We start from the raw sequence: 23,290 nt of genomic DNA on the forward strand, positions 1-23,290 counted from the left end.
AAGAACCGACCCATGAAGCTGCTCCGTTCCGTCCTTCTGGCGACCGGCCTTGCCGCCGCCATCCTCGCCCCCGTCGCCGCTTCCGCCCAGGACATCAAGCCGCGCCTGATCCGCTTCGGCTATGGCCTGTCGGAGAGCAGCAACCAGGGCCGCGCCGTGAAGTTCTTCGTCGAGGAGCTGTCCAAGCGCTCCGGCGGCAAGCTGAAGGTCAAGGGCTTCGCCGACGCCAGCCTGGGCAGCGACATCCAGATGCAGAACGCCCTGATCGGCGGCGCGCAGGAGATGATGGTCGGCTCGACCGCCACGCTGGTCGGCATCGTCAAGGATTTCGCGGTCTTCGATCTGCCGTTCCTGTTCAACAACGAGCAGGAGGCCGACGCCGTATTCGACGGCCCGTTCGGCCAGAAGCTGGCGGCCAAGCTGAACGACAAGGGCCTCGTCGGCCTCGTCTACTGGGAGAACGGCTTCCGCAACCTGACCAACAGCAAGCGCCCGGTCGAGAAGGTCGAGGACCTGAAGGGCATCAAGCTGCGCGTCATGCAGAACCCGGTCTACATCGACATGTTCAACGGCTTCGGCGCCAACGCCGTGCCGCTGTCCTTCTCCGAGCTGTTCACCGCCATGGAGACCGGCACCGTGGACGGCCAGGAGAACCCGGTCACCACCATCCAGTCCTCGAAGTTCTACGAGGTCCAGAAGTACCTGACCATTTCCAAGCACGTCTACAGCCCGTGGATCGTGCTGGCCTCCAAGCGCTGGTACGACGGCCTGTCCAACGACGAGCGCAAGATCATCAACGAGGCCGCCGTCGCCTCGCGCGACTTCGAGCGCAAGGACAGCCGCGAGGCGTCGAAGCAGAGCATCGCCTACCTCAAGGACAAGGGCATGCAGATCAACGAGCTGAGCGACGCCGAGCTGGGCCGCATGCGTGAGATGGTCAAGCCGGCCATGGACAAGTTCGCCGCCGACGGCGGCGCCGACCTGCTGAACGAACTGCAGGGCGAGATCAACAAGGTCCGCAAGTAAGCCTCGAGTTTTCCCCTCTCCCCACTGGGGAGAGGGTCAGGGTGAGGGGGCGGCCGTAGGCCGGAAACTCAACCTCATTGCAGTGCGTATCCGCCCTGCGGGCGTCCCCTCATCCCAACCTTCTCCCCGGAGGGGAGAAGGAGTTTCTTCACTTCACCCGTTCGCCGGTGAACGGGTTCCAGCCCACGGCGGCCAGGACCGTCCAGGCCGTCACCGCCAAGTGGGGGCGGCGGTAATAGCGGAAATCGTCCGTAGTGCTGTCCGGCCCGATGGCGAGGCCGGTGGTGATGCTGTCCTCGCGCGTCGCCCAGACATGGCCGCCGCGGCTGACCTCCTTGCCGACCTCGGCCAGAAGCCGCTGCGCCTCGTCGGACCGGCCCAGCAGGCGGTAGACCAGCGCGGCCTGCGCCGTGCCCTCCACCCACATCCCGTCGCGGTCGTCGTTGAAGTCGAAACCGCCGTCGACCCCGTGGGCCTTCTCCGCATAATCCAGCGCCGCCCGCCACGCCTCCGGCGCGCCGCGCAGCAGCAGCGGCCAGAGCTGGGCGTCCAGGCCGGACGTGGCCCGGTTGACGGTCACCCCGTCCGGCGCCGTGCCGGTGGGGAAATGCCCGCCGCCGTCCGCCCACATGCGGTCGAGGAAGCCGCGCGCCGCTTTCTCCGGCCCGGCCCAATCGCCGGCCGTGCCGCTGCGCTCCAGCCAGCCGAACAGGGCGACGAGGTCGGTGTTGTGCTCCGTCGCCTTCCAGGTCAGGGCCTGCGGCTTGTCGTCGAAGCCCTGGACGCCGCCGTTGAAGCCGCCCGGCCCGCGCGGGTCGGCGGTGTTCGCCACCACCCAGCGGGCCAGCTCCGCGGCGCCGTTGCGGAAGCGCTCCTCGCCGGTCGCCTCGCCCAGAGTCATCAGGGCCAGCCCCGCCCAGGCGACGTTGCCGGTGGCGGAGCCGACCTGATAGGCGTCCTCGAACCAGCGGTTGGCGGTGACGTCCCACCAGCCGTTGGGCGGGATCGGCTTCTGGGTCTGGGCGCCGGCGCGGTAGGTGTTGCGCAGCCGACCCTGGCGCCGCGCGCGGTCCAGCGTGGCGGCGGAGAGCAGCGATTCGCCGATGCGCAGCGCCGGCTCGGTCTTGCCGCAGGCGACCAGGGCGATGACGGCCAGCGCGTTGTCGTAGGTGAAGGCGGCCTCGCGCAGCGGCAGCTCCGACGTCTGGCCGACGCCGAAGCTGCTGTCGTAGCTGCGCAGGAACACCGGGCCGGAGCCGGGGATCTCCGCCACCCGCGACTCCAGCGTGCCGCAGGTCTTCCCGGCCAGCGCCGCCGTGCCATCCTCGGCCCGGGCGGCGCCGGACGCGACCCCGGAGGCCGCCAGGGTGCCGACACCGGCGGCGAGCAGCCACGCGGCCAGACGGCTCTTTCGCTTCATCGAAGATTCTCCCATTCCGGTCCCGGCGCCGCTCAGCCTTCGAAGGCGCGGACGGACTGGCGCTGCTCGCCCAGCCCCTCGACGCCCAGGCGCATCGTCTGGCCGGGCTGGAGCCAGGGATGGTTCGGCCCGCGGCCCAGCGCCACGCCCTGCGGCGTGCCGGTGGCGATGACGTCGCCCGGCAGCAGGGTCATGAAGCGGCTGATGTAGGACACGATCTCGGCGACGCCGAAGATCATGTCGGCGGTCGTGCTGTCCTGCATCGGCTGGCCGTCGACCTCCAGCCACAGGCGCAGCGCCTGCGGGTCGGGCACCTCGTCGCGGGTGACCATCCAGGGGCCGATCGGGCAGAAGCTGTCGGCGCTCTTGCCCTTGACCCACTGGCCGGTGCTCTCGGTCTGGAAGGCGCGCTCCGACACGTCGTTGAGGACGCAATAGCCGGCGATGTGGTCGAAGGCGTCGGCCTGATCGACGTAGCGGGCGGTGCGGCCGATGACGATGCCGAGTTCGACCTCCCAGTCGAGCTTGGTGGCGCCCCGCGGCATCTGGACCGGGTCGTTGGGGCCGCAGATGGAGGTGGTCGCCTTCATGAACAGCACCGGCTCCGCCGGCTCGGGCAGGCCGGATTCGGCGGCGTGGGCGCGGTAGTTCAGCCCGACGCAGACCACCTTGGACACGCCGGCGACGCAGGGGCCGAGCCGGGTCCCGTCCGGCACCTGGGCCAGCCGGTCGGTGTCGAGCGTCCGCAGATGGGCCAGCCCATCCTCGGTCAGGGTGGACGGGCCGATGTCCGACACCACGCCCGACAGGTCGCGGATCACGCCGTTGCGGTCCAGAAGGCCCGGACGCTCATGGCCCGGCGGGCCGAATCGCAGAAGTTTCATCAGGCTAAACCCTTCCCGTTCCCGAAGGTTGAGCCGCGCCTCTCCTCCGGTGAGTGCTGTCCGGTTCCGGCCGAAGCCGGAAAGGGGCTGTTCCGTCGCGGTCCGGTCTGGTGTACCCTTTTTTCAGCCCATGGGGAAACCAGACGGGAGGCGGAGATGCCGGTGTGGCGCCGTTACCTCGTGAAGGAACCGACCGGGCGGCTGGTCGAGCTGCCGAGCCGCCAGTACGACCGCGCCGACGACGGCACGGCGCCGATCCCCGACTACGCCGGTCGCTGCGTTGAACTGGTGTCGGCGGTGCTGGTCGGCAAGCAGGGCGCCGCGCCCACGGTGACCGAAGTCGCCTTCACCAAGCTGTATTTCGACCAGTCGGGATTCGTGGACGCCGCCAAGCGGGAGCGGATGATCCGCCTGATGCTGGAAAGCTGCGCCGACCGGCGCTGCCGCCGACCGGTCCGGCGGACGGGGTGCACCGACTGCAACGCCCTGGCGGAACGGGCGGATGCCGCCCGCAACGAGCTGATGCGCGACTTCGAATGGGCGCCCGCGCCGGCGGAGGTCACCGCCGCGCTGTTCGTCCTGGGGCCTCCCGGCGGCGGCGCCCCGTTGCATTGACACCCCCCTTTCCCCGCCGCCTCCCCCGAAAAGTCACATCCCCCGTCCTCTTCCCCTGTGCCCGTATGCCCCCATATGGCTTGCAGCACAGGAGGAGGAGCCCCGATGCATCGCCGCGCCGCCATCCGCCGCTCGCTGCTTGCCCGGCCCACGCTCGCCCGCGTCCGGCAACTCGCGCTGATCGGCACGGGGTGGAGCCTGATCGGACTGGGCGCCCTGATGTCCCCGCTGCCGGGACCGTTCGGCTTCCCGGTGGCGCTTGCCGGCGGGGTGATCCTGCTGCGCAACTCCGCCGACGCCCGCCGCCTGTTCGTGCGGCTGAAGCGCCGCCATCCCCGCCTGCTCAGCCCCGTCGAGCGCATCCGCGTCAAGCTGCGCCACCGCCGCAACGCGGCCAGGGCCAAGGCCGCCGCCACCGCCTGACTGTCGCTGCCTGTCCGTCACCGCCGGGCGGATCTGCGGACGGGGCGCTGGACAGCGCCGGCCGGCTGCGGCATTCCTGTCCGCTTCGGTGGTCAGGAGGCTCAAAGGTGAAGTCCGGCAACGCAATCCTGTCGAGCTACGGCACGACGATCTTCGAGGTGATGTCCCGCCTGTCGGACGAGCACAAGGCGATCAATCTCGGCCAGGGCTTCCCCGACGAGCGTGGCCCCGCCGACGTGCTGGACGTGGCGGCCAAGGCGGTCCTCGACGGGTGGAACCAGTATCCGCCGATGATGGGCACCCCGGAGCTGCGGCAGGCGGTGGCCGCGCACGGCAAGCGCTTCTACGGGCTGGACATCGACTGGAAGACCGAGGTGATGGTGACCTCCGGCGCCACCGAGGCGCTGACCGCCAGCCTGCTCGGCCTCATCAATCCGGGCGACGAGGTCGTGCTGTTCCAGCCCATGTACGACAGCTACCTGCCGATCGTTCGGCTGGCCGGCGGCGTGCCGCGCTTCGTCAGCCTGAAGGCCCCGGACTGGAGCTTCACGCGGGCTGACCTGGAGGCGGTCTTTTCGTCCAAGACCAAGCTCGTCCTCATCAACGACCCGCTGAATCCCGCCGCCAAGGTCTTCACCCGCGCGGAGCTGGAGTTGCTGGCGGAGTTCGTCCAGCGCTTCGACGCCTTCGCCGTCTGCGACGAGGTGTACGAGCACATCATCTTCGACGGGCTTGAACACATTCCGCTGATGACCCTGCCCGGCATGCGCGACCGCTGCCTGAAGATCGGCTCGGCCGGCAAGACCTTCTCGCTGACCGGCTGGAAGGTCGGTTACGTCACCGGCGCCCCGCATCTGCTCCAGCCCGTCGTCAAGGCGCACCAGTACATCACCTTCACGACGCCGCCCAACCTCCAGGCGGCGGTCGCCTATGGGCTGGGCAAGGACGGCGCCTACTTCACCGGGCTGGCCACGGGGCTGCAGGCCAAGCGCGACCGGCTGGCCGACGGGCTGCGCGCCGTTGGGTTCGAGGTGCTGCCGTCCGCCGGCACCTATTTCGTGGTCGCCGACGTGTCGCCCTTCGGCTTCGACGGCAACGACGAGGACTTCTGCCGCCGCCTGACCGCCGAGGCCGGGGTCACGGCGATCCCCGTGGGGGCCTTTTTCGTCGAGGACGCGCCGCGCAGTTTCATCCGCTTCTGCTTCTCCAAGAAGGACGAGATTCTCGACGGAGCGGTTGAGCGGCTGAACGCCTATTTCTCGCGGAAATGATGTGAGGCCCTGCGCCGTCAACGCGGGATGGAGAGGCTTGCCGGGACCTTCGATGGCGTGATACCCCTGTTGATCTAGGGTCGATACCGGGCCGGAACGGATCCTTGTCCGTGACCGCCCGGTGGACCGCCTGTGGAAAGACCGGGATGCGCCTGCCGATCTCGTTCCGCTGGTGCGTGTTCGCCATCGCCGCCGTTGCGATCACGGTGGTTTGGGGAGCCCACGCGCAGGTGGTGCGCGAACTGCTTGACGGCCAGACGCGGGAGGCGGTGGCGAAGGCCGAGATCATGGTCCGCGCCTTCGCCAAGAGCACCCACCGCGCGGTGCACGAGGTGGACATCACGCTGCGTTCCCTGGCGCTGGAGTTCGGGGAGAGCGGCCTGCCCGGCGTCCGCAGCTTCCTCGACCAGACGCTCTACGATCCGACGCTGATCCATCACTTCACCCTGCTCGACGCCGACGGGACCGTGCTGTTGCGCAGCGAAGGGCCGGGTGGGCGGGCGAACGAACGGGACGAGACCGCTTTCGCTTTCCACCAGGGCACCGGCCGCGACCTGATGCACATCGGCGCGCCCTTTCCCGGGACGACCGGCGGCGGGCCGCTTCTGCGCTTCAGCCGACGGCTGACCGACGGGGACGGCGGCTTCGCGGGGCTCGTGATCGCCAACATCGACCCCGACATCCTGGGGGAGTTCTACCAGCAGGCCAATCTGGGGCCGCAGGGGGTGGTGACCCTGATCGGGATGGACAAGGTGATCCGCGCCCGCGGGGCGTCGCGCGGCGTCGAGGCGGTCGGCCTCGCCATCCCCCAGTCCCGCCTGTGGAAGGAGCTGGGCCGGTCGCTCGCCGGTGTCTATTGGCAGGAGTCGCAGACCGACGGCGTCCTGCGTGCCTTCGCCTACCGCCTGGTGGAGAATTATCCGCTGGTCGCGACGGTCGGCGTCGCACAGGCGGACATCGAGGCGGCGGTGGCCGATCTGCGCAACACGCTGTTCCTGCTGGCGGCGATCCTGACCGCGTCCATTCTGCTGGTGACGCTGTTCCTTCTGCTGCAGCACCGCACGGCGGAGCGGCTGCGCGCCGCGCTGGCCCTGAACCGCAATTTCCTCGCCCGCGTCAGCCACGAGCTGCGCACGCCGCTGAACGCCATCCTCGGCTTCTCCGAGGTCATCCGCGACCAGATGCTGGGGCCGCAGGCCGGCGGGCGCTACGCCGACTACGCCCGCGACATCCATGAATCGGGGCGGCACCTGCTGGGGCTGATCAACGACATCATGGATCTGTCGCGGCTCCAGGCGGGAACGCTGCCCCTGCATCCGGAGGATCTCGACGTCGCTCCGGTCGTGGAATGGGCGTTCCGCGTGGTCGCGCCGCAGGCCGACGCCAAGGGCATCCGGCTCGACATGAACGTCGAGCCGGGGCATCACAGCGTCTCGGCGGACCAGCGCGCCCTGAAGCAGATGCTCCTGAACCTGCTGGCCAACGCCGTCACCTTCACGCCGGACGGCGGGCGCATCCTGGTGACGGTCGGCGGCGGGCCGGACGGCGGGTGCCGCGTCCGGGTGGCGGACAACGGCATCGGCATGACGCCGGAGCAACTCCATCAGGCCGCGGAGCCCTTCGGGCAGGCCGAGGTGCATGTGGCGCTTCCCGGGCAGGGCAGCGGGCTGGGGCTGTCCATCGTCAAGTCGCTGATGGAGGCCCATGGCGGACGCCTGTGCATCGACAGCCGGCCCGGCGAGGGCAGCCAGTTCACGCTGGAATTCGCCGGCTGATCCCGGCCTGATCCGCTCCCCGTCCACCCTGCGGGATTTTCCGGGCGGGGGCGCAAAGCCGTGGCGAAACCAGGGGCGCTTCGGCATACTCCGCGCCGGTTTGCCGAAAACGGTGTTTTCGCAGGCCCCAAGTTTTCGCATAGGCCCGCGCGCGCCGCGCCGGGCGGCTGGTCCAGGGAAGATCGAATGTTGCGTGCAGTGGCGCGTGTCTGTGCCGTCCTCGTCGCGTCCTCAACCCCCGTCATCGCCGCCGACGCGCCGCCCGAGCCGGTGCCCTTCGGCGTGTCCTCCGCCGAGGTGGTGGCGGAGCGCGACGTGCCGCAGGCCTGCTTCACCTTCACCGACCGGCTGGAGAAGTCGCGCGCGGTGAACTACCGCGACTATGTGGAGGTGACGCCCGTCGGCAATGGGGTGGCCGGTGGTGGAGCCGCCTTCGACGGGACCGCCGTGGCGCGCGACCGCACCCTCTGCGTCGAGGGGCTGAAGCACGGGCAGAGCTACCGCATCACCCTGCGCGACGGGCTGCCGGGCAGCGACGGCAAGCGCCTGCCCAACCCCGACGCGCGCGACATCGAGGTGCCGAACCGCAAGCCGGCGCTGGCCTTCCGCGGGGCGGGCTACATCCTGCCGCGCATCGGCGCCGACGGGCTGCCGCTGCGCTCCATCAACCTCGACCGGGCGAAGCTCCAGGTGCTGCGCATCAACGACCGCAGCTTGGTGGAGAAGATCTATTTCGGCCGCATCGGCCAGCAGATGTCCGACCACGAGGTCGGCGAGATCCTCGACCGCTCCGGCCAGGAGGTGTGGCGCGGGGAAATGGCGATCAGCAACAGCCGCAACCAGGCGGTGGTGACGCCCTTTCCGATCGACGCCGTGCTGGGCCGGCTGGAGCCGGGCGTCTACATCGCCGTGGCCAGCACCGAGGACATCAAGCCCGGCGGCTGGGACCACAAGGCGACCCAGTGGTTCGTCGTCTCCGACCTCGGTTTGAACGCCATCACCGGCGAGGACGCGCTGGTCGTCTTCGCCCGCTCCGTCAAGGGCGCGACCCCGGAGGCCGGCGTGGAACTGCGCCTGCTCGCCCGCAACAACGAGGAGCTGGGCAAGGCGCTGACCGGTGCGGACGGGCTGGCGCGATTCGACCTCACCGCGCTGCGCGCCGCCGGGCGGGAGCCGGTGCAGGCGCTGTTCGCCTACCGCGGGGCGGGGGACTTCGGCTTCCTCGACCTCGTGACGCCGACGCTGGCCAACGCGCCGCCGCCGGGCGGGGCGCCGAACGCGGCGCCGGGCGGCGTTGCGGCGGTGGTCCCGGCGCGTCCGGTCCCCGGCCAGCCCGATGCCTTCCTTTATACCGAGCGCGGCATCTACCGCCCCGGCGAGACGGTGCATCTGGCGATGCTGCTGCGCGACGCCGACGCCAAGCCGGTCACCGGCCGTCCCGTGACGCTGAAGATCCAGCGCCCCGACGGCTTCGAGGTGGACCGCCGTCCGCTCGCCGAATCCGGCGGCGGCAGCTTCGCCGCCCGCGTCGAGATTCCGGCCAACGCCATGACCGGCACCTGGGCCGTCACCGCCCACGGCGAGCCGGAGGCGGGGAGCCAGCCGAACACGATGGGTCCGGTGCTGGGCCGCGCCGAGTTCCTGGTCGAGGACTTCGTGCCGCCGCGCCTCGAGGTCGCCCTGGCGGCCGAGGCGGCGGAGCTTCCGGCGGACGGCAAGACGACCCTGACCATCGACGGGCATTTCCTTTACGGCGCCCCGGCGGCGGGCTTGCCGGGCGAGCTGGCGGTGACGCTGCGCGCCGCGGCGAATCCCTACCCGAACCTGCCCGGCTACCGCTTCGGCCTCGCCCAGGAGGAGGTGAAGCCGCTGCGCAGCGACCTGCCGGGCTTCACCACCAACCGCAACGGGCAAGCCAAGGCCGATCTCGCGCTGCCCAAGGCGCCGGAGAGCACCAAGCCGCTGGAGGCGGTGGTCCGGGCCACCCTGCTCGACATCGGGGGGCGCTCGGTCAGCCGCGATCTGGTCCTGCCGGTGCGCCACCAGCCCTTCGCCGTCGGCATCCGCCCGCGCTTCGAGGGCGACGGGGTGCCGGAAGGCGCCACCGCCGGATTCGACGTGGTGGCGGTCGGGCCGGACGGCCAGCCGATGGACAAGGAAGACCTCTCCTACGAGCTGTTCGAGGAGGAGTACGACTACGCCTGGTTCGAGGCGAACGGGCGCTGGGACTACAAGGTCACGGTGCGTGACCAGCGGGTGACCGGCGGCACGCTCGCCGCCCAGGCGGCCAAGCCGGGCTCGGTGGAGGCCCCGGTGACCGCCGGCCGCTACCGGCTGGAGGTGTTCGACCCCAAGACCGGCGTGGCGAGCAGCCTGCGCTTCGCCGCCGGCTGGTGGATGACCCCGACCGCCGGCGAGCGTCCCGATCAGGTGGACGTGACCGTCATGCTGCCTGCCTACAAGGGCGGCGATACCGCCTGGGTCTACGTCAAGCCGCCCTACGACAGCGAGGTGCTGATCACCGTCGCCGATCGCAAGATCCGCCACGCCTCCACCCGCCGCATCGGGCCGGAGGGCGCCTTCCTGGAAATCCCCGTCGATCCGACCTGGACCGGCGGCGTCTATGTGCTGGCGACCGCCTTCGGCGCACCGGACGCCGCGGGCGGCCCGTCGAAGGGCGTGGCGCGCCGCGCCGTCGGCCTGTCCTGGCTGGCGGTGGACGGGGACGAGCGGGCGCTGGACGTGCGCGTCGCCGCCCCGGCGCAGACCGAGCCCCGCCGCTCCGTCACCGCGGAGGTGGTGGTGGAGGGCGCGCCGGAGGGCCAGCCGGCCTATGTAACGGTCGCCGCGGTGGACGACGCCGTGCTTCAGCTCACCGACCAGCATTCGCCGAACCCGATCGACCATTATCTGGGCAAGCGCCGCCTCGGCGTGGAACTGCGCGATTCCTTCGGGCGGCTGATCGATCCGGCGGTCCTCGACGCCGCCCGCACGCGCCCCGGCGCCGCCCCGCGGCTGCGTCAGGTCGGCGTCACCGTTCCGCAGAAGTCGGAGCGCGTCGTCTCCCTGTTCTCCGGCGTGCTGACCGTGGGGCCGGAGGGCAAGGTGGCGGTGCCGCTGGACGTCCCCGACTTCCAGGGCCGGCTGCGCCTGATGGCCGTGGCGTGGAGCGGGGACAAGCTGGGCCGCTCCGAATCCTCCATGCTGGTCGCCGATCCGGTGCTGGCCGACCTGGGCCTGCCGCGCTTCCTGGCGCCGGGGGACCGGGCGGTGGTCCCGGTGACGCTCGACAACGTCGCCGGCCCGGCGGGCGCCTACACCATCTCCCTGATCGCCAGCGGTGCCGTGTCGCTCAGCGAGGGCAGCATCGCCGTGCCCGAGCTGGGCAAGGGCAAGCGGGCCACCGCCGGGCGGGTCCTGACCGCCAACGGCGTCGGCACGGGCCACATCGCGCTCGACGTGACCGGGCCGGACGGCCTGCGTATCACGCGCCAGTGGGAAATCCCGGTGCGTCCGGCCTCGCCGCTGGTCACCCGCCGCACCGCCTCCATGCTGGCCCCGGAGCGCAGCGTCGAGTTGCCCGCCGACCTGCTGAACGGCCTGCGTCCGGAGACCGCGACGGCGGCCCTGTCGCTCGGCAACCTGCCGGACCTCGACATTCCCGGCCTGCTGACCGCGCTGGAGCGCGGCGGCCCCGGCGGGCTGGAGATGACGGCCAGCCGCGCGCTGCCACTGCTGTCGCTGGGCGACGTGGCGGTGGCGCTGGGCGTCGCCTCGGACGAGCGGGTGAAGGCGCGGGTGCAGCGGTCGGTGGACCGGGTGTTGACCTTCCAGCGGACGGACGGCGCCTTCGCCGCCTGGTCGCCGAAGGGGGAGGCCGATTCCTGGCTGACCGCCTACGCCCTGGACTTCCTGGGCCGCGCCAAGGCCGCCGGCTACCGCGTGCCGGAGGGGCCCTACCGCAAGGGGCTGGACGGGCTGCGCGGCGCGCTCGACAACGCCTGGGTGGAGGCCGACGAGCAGCCGGCCCGCGCCTACGCGCTCTATGTGCTGGCCCGCGCCAAGATGATCGACGCCGGTGCCGTCCGCTACTTCCAGGAGACCTTCTGGGACAAGCTGCAGACCGACTTCGCCCGCGCCCAGGTGGCCACGGCCATCGCCGCGCTGGGCGACAAGGACCGCGCGGCGGAAGCCTTCGGGCGGCTGTCCGGCGCCCGCGTCGTGTCGGCCAGCCTGCGCGATTACGGCTCGTCCCTGCGCGACGAGGCCGGCGTGGTGGCGCTGATGGGCGAGAGCGGCGTGGTCGAGCGGGAGCGTCTGACCCAGGCGACCGAGCGCCTGTCCAAGACCTACGCCGCCGTCCGCACCACCGGCGTGCAGGAGCAGGCGTGGCTTCTCCAGGCGGCCAAGGCGCTCATTGACCGGGCGCCGGCGATGAAGATCGCCCAGAAGGACGCGCAGGGGGCCGAGCAGGTCGCCGAGGGCGTCAAGCCGCTGTTCCAGCGCATCGACCCGGCGGCTCCGCCGGCCATCCGCAACGCCGGGGGCGAGCCGCTGCGCCAGATCCTGTCGGTGTCCGGCATTGCCGACGCGGCGCCGGGGGCGGAGGAGCAGGGCATGACCGTGACCCGCAGCCTGTTCGACATGACCGGCCGCCCCGCCGATCCGGGCGCCGTCCGTCCGAACGACCGGCTGGTGGTGATCCTGGAGGGCAGCGCCTCCGATCCGGTGGACCGGCAGGTCCTGGTGTCCGATCCGCTGCCCGCCGGCTTCGAGATCGAGGCCGCCCGCTTCGCCGGGGGCGGGGCGCCGCTGGGCGACCTGTCCTGGTTGGGCGAGCTGACCGCGCCCCGCGCCGTCGATTACCGCGACGACCGCTTCGTCGCCGCGTTGGACATGACGAAGCAGGCGCCGCGCTTCCGGCTGGTCTATCTGGTGCGCGCGGTGACGCCCGGCGACTACGCCCAGCCCGGCGCCGTGGTGGAGGATCTCTACCGCCCGCACCAGTCGGCCCGCACCGCGGCGTCGCGCCTGCGCGTCCTGCCGGAGTGAGCGGACCGAACGGAAAAGCCCCATCGTCCGCCGCGCGCGGGCGGTGGGGCTTTTGCTTTTACCGGACTGGTTTTGCCGGCCCCGCCGGTCTCAGACGATCTTTTTGTGCTCGTCGTCGCGCTGCCGGGTGACGAGCATCAGGATCGCCACCACGACCGCGAAGAAGGCGGTCAGCGCCACGTAGAACAGCAACGCGACCCCGACCGTCAGGGTGCCGATCAGCACCATGGCGAGTATCCAGACGCCCAGCGATACGATGGCGCGCGACGACATCGGCTGTCCCAACCCTGCTTGCCGTGACTCCGGTTTGTCCTGCCCTGTAACCGGCCGTTGCGCCCGGCCATTCCTGGCCCGGGTTCGCCGGCGGCTTTTTTTGTTGAATGACCCGAGCCTGCCATAGCTGGGCAGGCTCATCGCCCGTGGCATGCTGTCACAGCGCGCCCGCGCCGCACCCCCGCCTTGGACAGCGGAAAGAGAGCGGGCCGCCCGCTTGACAGCAAATGGCAAGCGCCTTACCTTTACGTAAACGTCAACCCATGACGATCAAGGGCAATGACGATCAAGGGCAATGACGATCAAGGGAAGGGTGGGAGGATGTCGCAACCCGCGAGGTTGATGGGGCTGGGCGCGCGCGACGACGGACTCGCTCCCGGCGCGGACGGCGCCGGGCGCTCCTTCGCCATCGGTGAGCTGGCTGACGAGTTCGGGCTGACCCACCGCACCATCCGCCATTACGAGGACGAAGGGCTGCTGGCGCCGGAGCGCGACGGCACCGCCCGGGTGTACGGCCACCGCGACCGCGCGCGCCTCGCGCTGATCTGCCGGGGCAAGCGGCTTGGCTTCAGCCTCGCCGAGATCAAGGAATTCCTCACCCTCTACGACGCGGACGAAATCCAGAAGGAGCAGATGCGCTTCATGCAGCGCATCGCCCGCCGCCGCATCGCCGACCTGGAACGGCAGCTTCAGGACGTCCAGCAGACGCTGGGCGAGCTGCGCATCATCGACACCCAGATCTCCGACCATTTCCGCAAGAACGGAATCACGGAGACGCAGACCACGGAGGACACGCAACCATGACCTCGGCGCCTTTGACCACGCCCGCCAATCCGGTCGTCATCGCCGGCTACGCCCGCTCCCCCTTCGCCTTCGCCAACAAGGGCGAGCTGGCGAAGGTGCGTCCCGACGACCTGCTGGCCCATGTCGCCGCGGCGCTGGTCGAGCGCACGGGCGTCAACCCGCAGGACATCGAGGATGTGGTCGTCGGCTGTGCCTTCCCCGAAGGCGAGCAGGGCATGAACATCGCCCGCACCGTGTCCTTCCTGGCGAAGCTGCCGCTGACCGCCGGGGCCACCACGATCAACCGCTACTGCGGCTCCTCCATGCAGGCGATCCATCAGGCGGCCGGCGCCATCCAGATGGGGGCGGGCGAGGTCTTCCTGTGCGGCGGCATCGAGTCGATGAGCCGGGTCCCGATGATGGGCTACAACCCGCTGCCCCATCCGGGCCTGAAGGACCAGTATCCGGAAGCCTATTGCTCCATGGGCGTCACGGCGGAGAATGTCGCCCGCCGTTACGGGATCTCCCGCGCCGACCAGGAGGCGATGGCCGCCGAGTCCCACGCCAAGGCCGCCGCGGCGCAGCAGGCCGGGCGCCTCGCCGAGGAGATCGTCGCCATCCAGACCGCCGCCGGCCTCGTGGAGCGCGACGGCTGCATCCGCCCCGGCACCAGCGGTGAAACGCTGAGCGGCCTGAAGCCCGCCTTCCTGGCCGACGGTTCGGTCACCGCCGGCACCTCCTCCCCGCTGACGGACGGCGCCTCGGCGGTGCTGGTGACGACGGAGGCCTACGCCAAGGCCAACGGCCTGCCGATCCTCGCCCGCATCCGCTCCGTCGCGGTGGCCGGCTGCGCGCCGGAGGTGATGGGGCTCGGCCCGGTCCCGGCGGCGCAGAAGGCGCTGGCGCGCGCCGGCCTGTCCATCCGCGACATCGACGTGATCGAGCTGAACGAGGCCTTCGCCGCGCAGGCCATCGCCTGCATGCGCGACCTCGACATCGACCCGGCCAAGGTGAACCTGGACGGCGGGGCCATCGCGCTCGGCCACCCGCTCGGCGCCACCGGCGCCCGCATCACCGGCAAGGCGGCGGCCCTGCTGAAGCGCGAGGGCAAGCAGTTCGCGCTCGCCACCCAGTGCATCGGCGGCGGCCAGGGCATCGCCACGGTTCTGGAAGCGGTCTGACGGCGGCGGGACAGGGAGGCACCAACCATGCAGATCAAACGCGCCGCCGTGATCGGCTCCGGCGTGATGGGCAGCGGCATCGCCGCCCATTTCGCCAACGCCGGCATCCCCGTCGTCCTGCTCGACATCCCCGCCAAGGAGGGTGACGACCGCAGCGCCATCGCCAAGGGGGCCATCCAGAGGCTTCTGAAGACCGACCCCGCGCCCTTCATGCACCCGAAGAACGCCAGGCTGGTGACACCGGGCAATCTGGAGGACGACCTCGCCCTGCTGGCCGACGTCGACTGGATCGTCGAGGCCATCGTCGAGAACCCGGCGGTCAAGGCCGACCTCTACCGCCGCATCGACCCGGTGCGCAAGGAAGGCTCCGTGGTGTCGTCCAACACCTCGACCATCCCGCTGGGCGTGCTGGTCGAGGGGCAGTCGGACGCCTTCAAGCGCGACTTCCTGATCACCCACTTCTTCAACCCGCCGCGCTACATGCGGCTGCTGGAGATCGTCGGCGGCGAGGCCACCCGGCCCGACGCGCTGGCCGCCGTCGCCGACGTCTGCGACCGCGCGCTGGGCAAGGGTGTGGTCCGCTGCAAGGACACGCCGGGCTTCATCGCCAACCGCATCGGCGTCTACTGGATCCAGACGGCGATCAACGCCGCCGTCGATCTCGGCCTGACGGTGGAGGAGGCCGACGCCATTGTGGGCCGCCCCATGGGCATCCCGAAGACCGGCGTGTTCGGTCTGGTCGATCTCGTCGGGCTGGACCTGATGCCGCACATCGCCAAGAGCCTGCTGACGACCCTGCCGGAGAACGACCCCTACCGCGCCGCCTTCCGCGAGCACCCCGTCATCACCAAGATGATCGCGGAGGGCTACACCGGCCGCAAGGGCAAGGGCGGCTTCTACCGCTTGAACCGCGAGGGCGGCGCCAAGGTCAAGGAGGCCATCGACCTGTCCACCGGCGCCTACCGCCGTTCCGACAAGCCGAAGCTGGAGAGCGTGTCCGCCGCCGGGCGCGACCTGCGGGCGCTGGCCGACTTCCCCGACAGGACCGGGCAGTACGCTCGCCGGGTGCTCGCCCAGACGCTGGCCTACGCCGCGTCGCTGGTGCCGGAGATCGCCGACAGCATCGTCGCGGTCGATGAGGGCATGCGGCTCGGCTACAACTGGAAGCAAGGCCCGTTCGAGCTGATCGACCGGCTGGGCACCGCCTGGTTCGCCGACCTTTGCCGCAGCGAGGGCATTCCCGTCCCGCCGCTGGTCGAACAGGCCGCCGGGCGGCCCTTCTACCGGGTGGAGGACGGCAAGCTCCAGCACCTGACCACCGCCGGCCTCTACGACACGGTGGTGCGTCCCGACGGCGTTCTGCTGCTGTCCGACATCAAGCGGGCGTCGAAGCCGGTGTGGAAGAACAGCTCGGCCAGCCTGTGGGACATCGGCGACGGCGTGCTGTGCGTCGAGTTCACCAGCAAGATGAACGCGCTGGACGGCGACATCATGGCCGCCTACGGCAAGGCGATGAAGCTGATCGGCGACGGGAAGGGCGACTGGAAGGCCTTGGTCATCCACAACGAGTCCGACAACTTCTCGGTCGGCGCCAACCTCGGCCTCGCCTTGTTTGCCCTGAACGTCGGGCTGTGGCCGCAGATCGAGGAGCTGGTGGAGGGCGGCCAGCGCGCCTACCGCGCCCTGAAGTATGCCCCCTTCCCGGTGGTGTCGGCGCCCAGCGGCATGGCGCTCGGCGGCGGCTGCGAAATTCTGCTGCATTCCGACCACGTCCAGGCCCACGCCGAGACCTACATGGGGCTGGTCGAGGTCGGCGTCGGGCTGATCCCCGGCTGGGGCGGCTGCACGGAGATGCTGGCCCGCCACGCCGCCAACCCCCGCACGCCGAAGGGGCCGATGCCGCCGATCGCCGGCGCCTTCGAGACCATCAGCCTCGCCAAGGTCGCCAAGTCGGCGGCGGAAGCCAAGGATCTGCTGTACCTGCGCCCCGGCGACGGCATCACCATGAACCGCGACCGCCTGCTGGCCGACGCCAAGGCCAAAGCGCTGGAACTGGCGGCGAACTACACCCCGCCCGAGAAGGTCACCTACACGCTGCCCGGCCCCAACGGGCGGGCCGCGCTGGAGCTGTTCCTCGAAGGCTTCGCGCTCCAGGGCAAGGCGACGCCGCACGACATGGTCGTCTGCGGCAAGCTGGCCGGCATCCTGACCGGCGGGCCGAAGGCCGACGTCACCCAGCCGGTGACCGAGGACCAGATGCTGGCGCTGGAGCGCAAGGCCTTCATGGAACTGGTGCGCACCGAGGGCACCATCGACCGGGTGGAACACATGCTGACCACCGGCAAGCCGCTGCGGAACTGATGGGGGAGGACTGAGCAATGCCGATCTACAAGGCTCCGCTGGAGGATGTCCGCTTCGTCCTCGACGAGATCGTCGGGGCGGGCAAGCTGGCCGAACTGCCGGGTTACGAGGACGCCACCCCCGACCTGATCGCCCAGGTCCTGGAGGAGGGCGCCAAGCTGTGCGAGGAGGTGCTGTTCCCGCTGAACCAGTCCGGCGACGGCGAGGGCTGCAGCTTCGAGAACGGCGTGGTGCGCACGCCCAAGGGCTTCAAGGAGGCCTACGCCACCTACATCGAGGCGGGCTGGCAGGGCCTGTCCTGCGACCCGGCCTATGGCGGGCAGGGGCTGCCCAAGCTGGTGAACACCATGCTGGAGGAGTTCATCTGCTCCGCCAACCTCAGCTTCGGCATGTATCCCGGCCTGTCGCTGGGCGCCTACAACGCGCTCTCCACCTATGGGTCGGAGGCGTTGAAGCAGCGCTTCCTCGGCCGGCTGGTCGACGGCACCTGGGCGGGCACCATGTGCCTGACCGAGTCCCATTGCGGCACCGACCTGGGGCTGATCCGCACCAAGGCGGTCCCGCAGGCGGACGGCAGCCACAAGATCACCGGCACGAAGATCTTCATCTCCGCCGGCGAGCATGACCTGACCGAGAACATCCTGCATCTGGTGCTGGCGCGCCTGCCCGACGCGCCGGCCGGGACGCGCGGCATCAGCCTGTTCCTGGTGCCGAAATTCCTGCCCAGGGAGGACGGCACGGTCGGCCCGCGCAACGGCGTCGCCTGCGGCTCCATCGAGCACAAGATGGGCATCAAGGCCTCGGCGACCTGCGTCATGAATTTCGAGGACGCCACCGGCTGGCTGGTCGGCGAGCCGCACAAGGGCATGCGGGCGATGTTCGTGATGATGAACGCGGCCCGCCTCGCCGTCGGCATCCAGGGGCTGGGGGTTGCCGAGGTCAGCTACCAGAACGCGGTGGCCTACGCCAGGGAACGACTCCAGGGCCGCTCGCTGAAGGGCACGGCGCATCCCGACAAGCCGGCCGATCCGATCATCGTGCATCCCGACGTGCGGCGGAACCTGCTGACCGCCCGCGCCTACACCGAGGGCGCCCGCGCGCTCGGCGCGCTGGTCGGCTACAAGCTGGACGTGGCGGAGAAGCACGCCGACGAAAAGACGCGGAAGGAGGCGGACGAATTCGTCCAGCTGATGACGCCGATCGTCAAGGCGCTGTTCACCGACATCGGCTTCGAGTCGGCCAACATCGCCGTGCAGGTGCATGGCGGGCATGGTTTCATCTGGGAAACCGGCGTGGAGCAGTATGTCCGCGACGCCCGCATCTGCCAGATCTACGAGGGCACCAACGGCATCCAGGCGCTGGACCTCGTGGGGCGCAAGCTGCCGCAGGACATGGGCCGGCTGCTGCGCCGCTTCTTCCACCCCGTCGGCGCCGAGATCGAAGCCGACATGGAAAACGAGGAGTTGGGCGAGTTCGTCCTGCCGCTGGCCAAGGCCTTCGCCAAGCTCCAGCAGGCGACCGCCATCATCGCGCAGAAGGGGCTGAAGGACCCGGAGGAGGCGGGAGCCGCCGCGACCGACTATCTGCGGCTGTTCGGTCTGGTGGCGCTCGGCTGGATGTGGCTGAGGATGGTCAAGGCCGCTCAGGCGAAGCTGGCGGCAGGGGAGGGCAACGCGGCCTTTCTTGAGGCCAAGATCAGGACGGCCCGATTCTACACGGCGAAACTGTTGCCGCAGACGAACGCGCTGTTCATCACCATCATGGCCGGGTCCAAGCCTCTGATGGAGATGGAGGAGGCCGCCTTCTGAGGATCAGCCTTACGGGGTCTATGTCTTTGGGCCGGGATCGGTGTATGCTGCACCGGTTCCGGCTTCCTCGTTTCGAGAGATGCGAAAGATAGAAAGTACGAAAACGACGGTTCTTTCTGATGAGCAAGCCTATGGCTTGATACATTCGTGCTCACTTTCGTCATGTTTGAACGATGCGCGAAATGGATATTGCTGTAGCGCAGCAACGCCATTGCTCGGAGCCTTCAATGAGACAAAAGTTAAATTCGGGTTGTCCAACCCCACCGAATCGTGGTACATCTGATGTGACATTACCCTGCATAAGGACTTTCTATCCCTTTTGGAATTGGGTCATATGATGCTTGAAAATGACCTGCATTTTTTCCGAAACTGAAGGTCGGAACACTGGCCTTGTGTCAGGGCTGTACGTTCGGACCATTGAAAGCACTGAGTACGGGGGCACCACCAGATGAAAATCCTGATCGGAGACGACCATGTGCTTTTCCGGGAGGGATTGCGCAGGCTGCTGGAGCAGCTGAAGGAGGGTGCCAGCTTTGAAGAAGCCAGCAATTTTGATGAGCTTCTGGAAAAGGCTGGCAAGGGCGAGACCTACGATCTCGTCCTGACCGATCTGCGCATGCCCGGTTGGCCCGGCTTCTCCGGCATCCAAGACCTGCGGGGAAAGCAGCCCGACTCCAAGGTCGTGGTCGTGTCGGCGTCCGAAGCGCATCACGACGTCCGCGACGCGCTGGAGCACGGCGCCGCAGGCTACATCCCGAAATCCTCCAGCGTGAAGATCATGCTCAGCGCGCTGGATCTCATCTTTTCCGGCGGCGTCTATGTGCCGCCGACCGTGCTGCGTGAATCGGGGGAGGCCGAGGTGCGCGTCGGCGCCATCCCGCCCAGCGACCCGCAGCTCGACCATCTGCTGACCCAGCGTCAGCGCGAGGTTCTGGACCGCCTGCGCGAAGGCAAGTCCAACAAGCAGATCGCCCATGAACTGGGCCTGTCGGAGGGCACGGTGAAGATCCACATGACGGCGATCTTCAAGTCGCTGGGTGTGCGCAACCGCACCCAGGCCGCCATGGCTTTCCCGCAGTCGCATTCCGCCTGACCATCAGATCTGACCGTCCGGCCGCCCGACTTTGAAAACGCCCGCGGACGATCCCGCGGGCGTTTTCGTTTAAGGGATGGTGGCGTGGGCCTCAGCCCATTCCGGCAACGTAGCCGCGCAGGGATTCGACCTCCAGTTCCGCGTCGTCCAGCCGCGCCTTCACGATGTCGCCGATGCTGACCAGCCCGACGAGTTCGCCGTTCTCCAGGATCGGCAGATGGCGGATGCGGCGCTGCGTCATGACGCCCATGATCTGGGACACCGTGTCGGCCGGGCTTCCGGTGACGAGGTCGCGGGTCATCAGGTCGCCGACGGGCCGCTCCAGGGCGGCGGCCCCATCCGCGGCCACGGCGCGGACGATGTCGCGTTCCGACAGGATTCCGGCGGGCCGGCCGTCGTCCTTCATGATCAGGACGGCACCGATTTTGTGATGGGCGAGCTTGCGGGCGACCGCGTCGATCCGGTCGTCCGGACTGGCGGTGATGATCTCCGTGCCCTTCCTTTTCAAGACGGCGGCAATGTGCATGGTTGTGCTTCCTCCCGCGCGGATTCACGAAAGGGAATGCTCACCCACTGTCGCTTCTCTAGGAAGTCGCAAAAAGGAACAGGCCGGATACTCCTTTCGGAGTAGCCGGCCTGAAACCCAGGTCGCGCGGGGCTTCCCGTGGGAGGCCCCGGAGGTGCCGATCAGAAGCGGTAGCCGATGCCCAGGCCGACCAGCCACGGGTCGATCTTGACGTCCGAACGGACGGTGGTGCCCAGGTTGGTCTGCGCCGTGACGTCGGTCTTCAGGAAGATCTTCTTCACGTCGAGGTTCAGCGACCAGTTGCCGGTCAGGGCGACGTCCACGCCGGCCTGCAGGGCCCAGCCGAAGCGGTTCTCGTAGTCGGTGTCGACGATGCGCAGGCCGATGCCGTTCGCCTTGTTGGCGGCGTCTTCACGGTAGAACAGGGTGTAGTTGATGCCAGCGCCGACATACGGGCTGACGCGCTCCTTCGGGAAGAAGTGGTACTGCGCGGTCAGGGTCGGCGGCAGCAGCGACACCTTGCCCACGTCCACGGAGCCGCCGAGACCCGGCAGGATCGAGCCCTTGACGTTGTGGCGGCTGGTGCCGGCGATCAGCTCGAGAGCGATGTTGTCCGTGACGAAGTAGGAGAAGTCGAGTTCCGGAATGTAGTCGTTGTTGATCCGGGCCTCGCCGATGTTGGTGGTGCCCTGGTGGATCAGGTCACCCGACTCCTGCGGGATCACGGCCAGGGCGCGCGCGCGCACCAGAATGTCACCGGCGGACTTGCCCTTGAAATCCTGGGCCAGCGACGGGGAGGAAACGGCGGCAAGAGCCGTGGTCGCCAGCAGGGCGGCGGCGGCGCGCTTCAGGAAAGTCATGGGATTCGCTCCAGGGCAGAATTAGCTGATGTCGTTTTTTTGGCTTGATGCCTGGAGATGTATTACCAGAGTTTTTGTGGGGTTGCTATGCCGACTCAACCAAAACGTCATAGTGAGGCGGCCTTGCAACAGCGACGAGTTGTCGCATGGACTGGAACTCTTAACGCGCTGGCGCCATGGCGGGTTGTGGGGACTGTGAGGGGACTTGCCCCAGGCAGTTCTGTACGATCACGTAGCACTGGCCGAGTCGGCTTCCGCCGCTGGACGACCCGCCGTAGACGATGCGTTCCACCGCGCCGTGGCGCAGCGTGAAGGTCGCCTCGCAATCGACGCTGGTCACGTCGTAGCCGTAGCCGCCCCATCCCCCGTAGGGATAACCCCAGTAGCCGCCGTAGCCGCCCCAAGTCGGGTAGGAATACAGCCGGTTGCTGCGGTAGGTGAAGAATTCCAGGTCCCCGGCGGTGGCCTGCCGTTCCGGAACTCCGGCGCAGGACAGCAACGTCTGCTTCGGCATGCCGATCAGCGCATTCTGCGCGACCATCGCCTGATCGGCGGCCGGATTGGCGCAGCCGCCCAGAAGGCCGGCGGCCAGAAGAGCCGCACCGAAACCGATCCTTGTCATCGCTCCGCGCATTGCCGTGCCTCCCGTCAGGGGCGCCGCAGCCGGGCCGGCGCCAGATCCTCCGCACGCACACCGAGCGCCGCGACCTCCGGCGGCAGGCCGTGTCCGGTCGCCAGGGCCGCCGCGGTGCGGCCCATGGCCGGCGCCGTCTGGATGCCGTAGCCGCCCTGGCCGGCCAGCCAGAAGAAGCCGTCCGCGGAATCGTCGTAGCCCACCACCATCACCTTGTCGGCGACGAAGCTGCGCAGGCCCGCCCATTTGTGCGTGATACGTCGAACGGAAAACCGCACCGCCTGTTCCATGCGGTCGATGGCGATGGCGATGTCCATCTCCTCCGGTTGCACGTCGCAGGGCTCCACCGGCGTCTCGTCGGCGGGGGAGAGCAGCAGCCGGCCCGATTCCGGCTTCATGTAGAACTGTTCGTCCACATCGATGGTCATCGGCCAGCCGGCGAGTCCCGCCGCGTCCGCCGGGTCGGGGAACACCGGATCGAAGGTGATGGCGGTGCGCCGTTTCGGCACCAGCCCGATGGGGCTCACCCCGGCCATTCCCGCCAGACCGTCGGCCCAGGCCCCCGCCGCGTTGACCAGCACCGGGGCGGCGAAGGCGCCCGCCGGGGTCGTGGCGATCCACAGCCCGTCGCGCCGCTCCAGCGCCGTCACCCCGGCGTCGGTCACCAGCCGGCCGCCGCGTGCCTTCAGCCCGCGCAGGTAGCCGCCGTGGATGGCGTGGACGTCCATGTCCATGGCCTCCGGTTCCCACACCGCGCCGTCCACGTAATCGGGGTTCAGGAAGGGCGCGCGGGCCAGCGTCTCGGCACGGTCGAGCCGCTCGACGGTCGGGGTCAGCCGGCGGCCCTCGGTGAAGTCGCGGTCGAGTGCTGCGGTCTGGTCGGCGCGTCCGATCAGCAGGACGCCGCGCGGCGTCAGCAGGGGATGTTCCGAAAAGCCTTCCGGTGGGTTGATGTAGAAATCCCAGCTCGCCACCGTCAGCGCGCGGACGACCGGATGCCCATAGGTCTGGGTGTAGAGCGCCGCCGACCGGCCGGTGGAGTGGTAGCCGGGCTGGCTCTCCCGCTCCAGCACGGCGACGCTGCCGTGCGCCGCCAGTTCGTAGGCCGCCGAGGCGCCGGCCATGCCGCCGCCGACCACCAGAAAATCCACCCGTTCCATCATGCTCCAGCCCGTTTTTGCCGTCGTTCGCTCGGAAGAAGCGCGATCTCTTGGACAACCTATCCGGACGGCTGCCGAACGCAACCGCCTTCTCGCCGTCGGCTCGTTCAACGTGCGTACTGTTCGATTTTGTGACAAGAATTCG

General features: G+C 69.3%; 18 protein-coding genes. 11 read left to right on the forward strand and 7 right to left on the reverse strand.

Annotated elements, in window-relative coordinates:
* Nucleotides 1–12 precede the first annotated feature (12 nt).
* Nucleotides 13–1,026, forward strand: coding sequence for a TRAP transporter substrate-binding protein (locus D3869_RS21860; RefSeq protein WP_094304861.1), 1,014 nt, complete (start codon nt 13–15; stop codon nt 1,024–1,026).
* Nucleotides 1,027–1,174: 148 nt separating this feature from the next.
* Here D3869_RS21860 and D3869_RS21865 read toward each other — a convergent pair whose 3' ends face one another.
* Together D3869_RS21865 and D3869_RS21870 are read right to left on the reverse strand one after the other, a co-directional pair.
* The gene (locus D3869_RS21865; RefSeq protein WP_137141884.1) at nt 1,175–2,446 is read right to left on the reverse strand and encodes a hypothetical protein; all 1,272 of its coding nucleotides are present in this window, start codon (nt 2,444–2,446) and stop codon (nt 1,175–1,177) included.
* 32 nt (nt 2,447–2,478) lie between these two features.
* Nucleotides 2,479–3,330: a fumarylacetoacetate hydrolase family protein gene (locus D3869_RS21870; RefSeq protein WP_137141885.1), complete on the reverse strand. Its 852-nt coding sequence runs from the start codon at nt 3,328–3,330 to the stop codon at nt 2,479–2,481.
* A gap of 156 nt (nt 3,331–3,486) precedes the next feature.
* On the opposite strand from D3869_RS21870, the gene D3869_RS21875 reads away from it, so the two are divergent.
* The 5 genes from D3869_RS21875 to D3869_RS21895 all read left to right on the forward strand — a co-directional run bounded on the left by D3869_RS21875 (nt 3,487) and on the right by D3869_RS21895 (nt 12,466).
* Nucleotides 3,487–3,945 carry a hypothetical protein gene (locus D3869_RS21875; protein ID WP_137141886.1) on the forward strand — a complete coding sequence of 153 codons (459 nt, stop codon included), beginning with the start codon at nt 3,487–3,489 and terminating at the stop codon, nt 3,943–3,945.
* Nucleotides 3,946–4,050: 105 nt separating this feature from the next.
* A complete protein-coding gene (locus D3869_RS21880; protein ID WP_137141887.1) occupies nt 4,051–4,368 on the forward strand; it encodes a hypothetical protein in 318 nt (105 codons plus the stop codon).
* A gap of 107 nt (nt 4,369–4,475) precedes the next feature.
* Nucleotides 4,476–5,639 (forward strand): aminotransferase, encoded by a 1,164-nt coding sequence (locus tag D3869_RS21885; protein WP_137141888.1) that lies wholly within the window; start codon nt 4,476–4,478, stop codon nt 5,637–5,639.
* Nucleotides 5,640–5,785: 146 nt separating this feature from the next.
* Nucleotides 5,786–7,414: a sensor histidine kinase gene (locus tag D3869_RS21890; RefSeq protein WP_137141889.1), complete on the forward strand. Its 1,629-nt coding sequence runs from the start codon at nt 5,786–5,788 to the stop codon at nt 7,412–7,414.
* Between the two features lie 186 nt (nt 7,415–7,600).
* A complete protein-coding gene (locus D3869_RS21895) occupies nt 7,601–12,466 on the forward strand; it encodes an alpha-2-macroglobulin family protein (RefSeq protein WP_137141890.1) in 4,866 nt (1,621 codons plus the stop codon).
* Between the two features lie 90 nt (nt 12,467–12,556).
* Here D3869_RS21895 and D3869_RS21900 read toward each other — a convergent pair whose 3' ends face one another.
* Nucleotides 12,557–12,739, reverse strand: coding sequence for a hypothetical protein (locus D3869_RS21900; protein WP_035678585.1), 183 nt, complete (start codon nt 12,737–12,739; stop codon nt 12,557–12,559).
* Nucleotides 12,740–13,060: 321 nt separating this feature from the next.
* Between D3869_RS21900 and D3869_RS21905 the strand changes: the two genes are divergently transcribed.
* The 5 genes from D3869_RS21905 (at nt 13,061) to D3869_RS21925 (ending at nt 19,965) form a co-directional block, all read left to right on the forward strand.
* Nucleotides 13,061–13,543: a MerR family transcriptional regulator gene (locus D3869_RS21905; RefSeq protein ID WP_137141891.1), complete on the forward strand. Its 483-nt coding sequence runs from the start codon at nt 13,061–13,063 to the stop codon at nt 13,541–13,543.
* Nucleotides 13,540–14,703, forward strand: coding sequence for a thiolase family protein (locus tag D3869_RS21910; RefSeq protein ID WP_137141892.1), 1,164 nt, complete (start codon nt 13,540–13,542; stop codon nt 14,701–14,703). Before D3869_RS21905 ends, D3869_RS21910 begins: the two co-directional genes overlap by 4 nt.
* 27 nt (nt 14,704–14,730) lie before the next feature.
* Nucleotides 14,731–17,064: a 3-hydroxyacyl-CoA dehydrogenase/enoyl-CoA hydratase family protein gene (locus D3869_RS21915; RefSeq protein WP_137141893.1), complete on the forward strand. Its 2,334-nt coding sequence runs from the start codon at nt 14,731–14,733 to the stop codon at nt 17,062–17,064.
* Nucleotides 17,065–17,081: 17 nt separating this feature from the next.
* Nucleotides 17,082–18,872, forward strand: coding sequence for an acyl-CoA dehydrogenase C-terminal domain-containing protein (locus tag D3869_RS21920; RefSeq protein ID WP_137141894.1), 1,791 nt, complete (start codon nt 17,082–17,084; stop codon nt 18,870–18,872).
* Between the two features lie 448 nt (nt 18,873–19,320).
* Entirely contained in the window at nt 19,321–19,965 is a 645-nt protein-coding gene (locus D3869_RS21925; RefSeq protein WP_014198344.1) for a response regulator, read from the forward strand.
* Nucleotides 19,966–20,056: 91 nt separating this feature from the next.
* Here D3869_RS21925 and D3869_RS21930 read toward each other — a convergent pair whose 3' ends face one another.
* The 4 genes from D3869_RS21930 to D3869_RS21945 form a co-directional block, all read right to left on the reverse strand.
* Nucleotides 20,057–20,491, reverse strand: a complete 435-nt coding sequence (locus D3869_RS21930) for a CBS domain-containing protein (protein WP_137141895.1) — start codon at nt 20,489–20,491, stop codon at nt 20,057–20,059.
* Nucleotides 20,492–20,652: 161 nt separating this feature from the next.
* Nucleotides 20,653–21,351: an OmpW/AlkL family protein gene (locus tag D3869_RS21935; protein WP_137141896.1), complete on the reverse strand. Its 699-nt coding sequence runs from the start codon at nt 21,349–21,351 to the stop codon at nt 20,653–20,655.
* Between the two features lie 160 nt (nt 21,352–21,511).
* Nucleotides 21,512–21,973 carry a hypothetical protein gene (locus D3869_RS21940; RefSeq protein WP_247895837.1) on the reverse strand — a complete coding sequence of 154 codons (462 nt, stop codon included), beginning with the start codon at nt 21,971–21,973 and terminating at the stop codon, nt 21,512–21,514.
* Between the two features lie 26 nt (nt 21,974–21,999).
* Nucleotides 22,000–23,145 carry an NAD(P)/FAD-dependent oxidoreductase gene (locus D3869_RS21945; RefSeq protein WP_137142052.1) on the reverse strand — a complete coding sequence of 382 codons (1,146 nt, stop codon included), beginning with the start codon at nt 23,143–23,145 and terminating at the stop codon, nt 22,000–22,002.
* Between the last annotated feature and the right edge of the window lie 145 nt (nt 23,146–23,290).

Origin of the sequence: Azospirillum brasilense, assembly GCF_005222205.1 — a bacterium.
Taxonomy (GTDB): domain Bacteria; phylum Pseudomonadota; class Alphaproteobacteria; order Azospirillales; family Azospirillaceae; genus Azospirillum; species Azospirillum brasilense_G.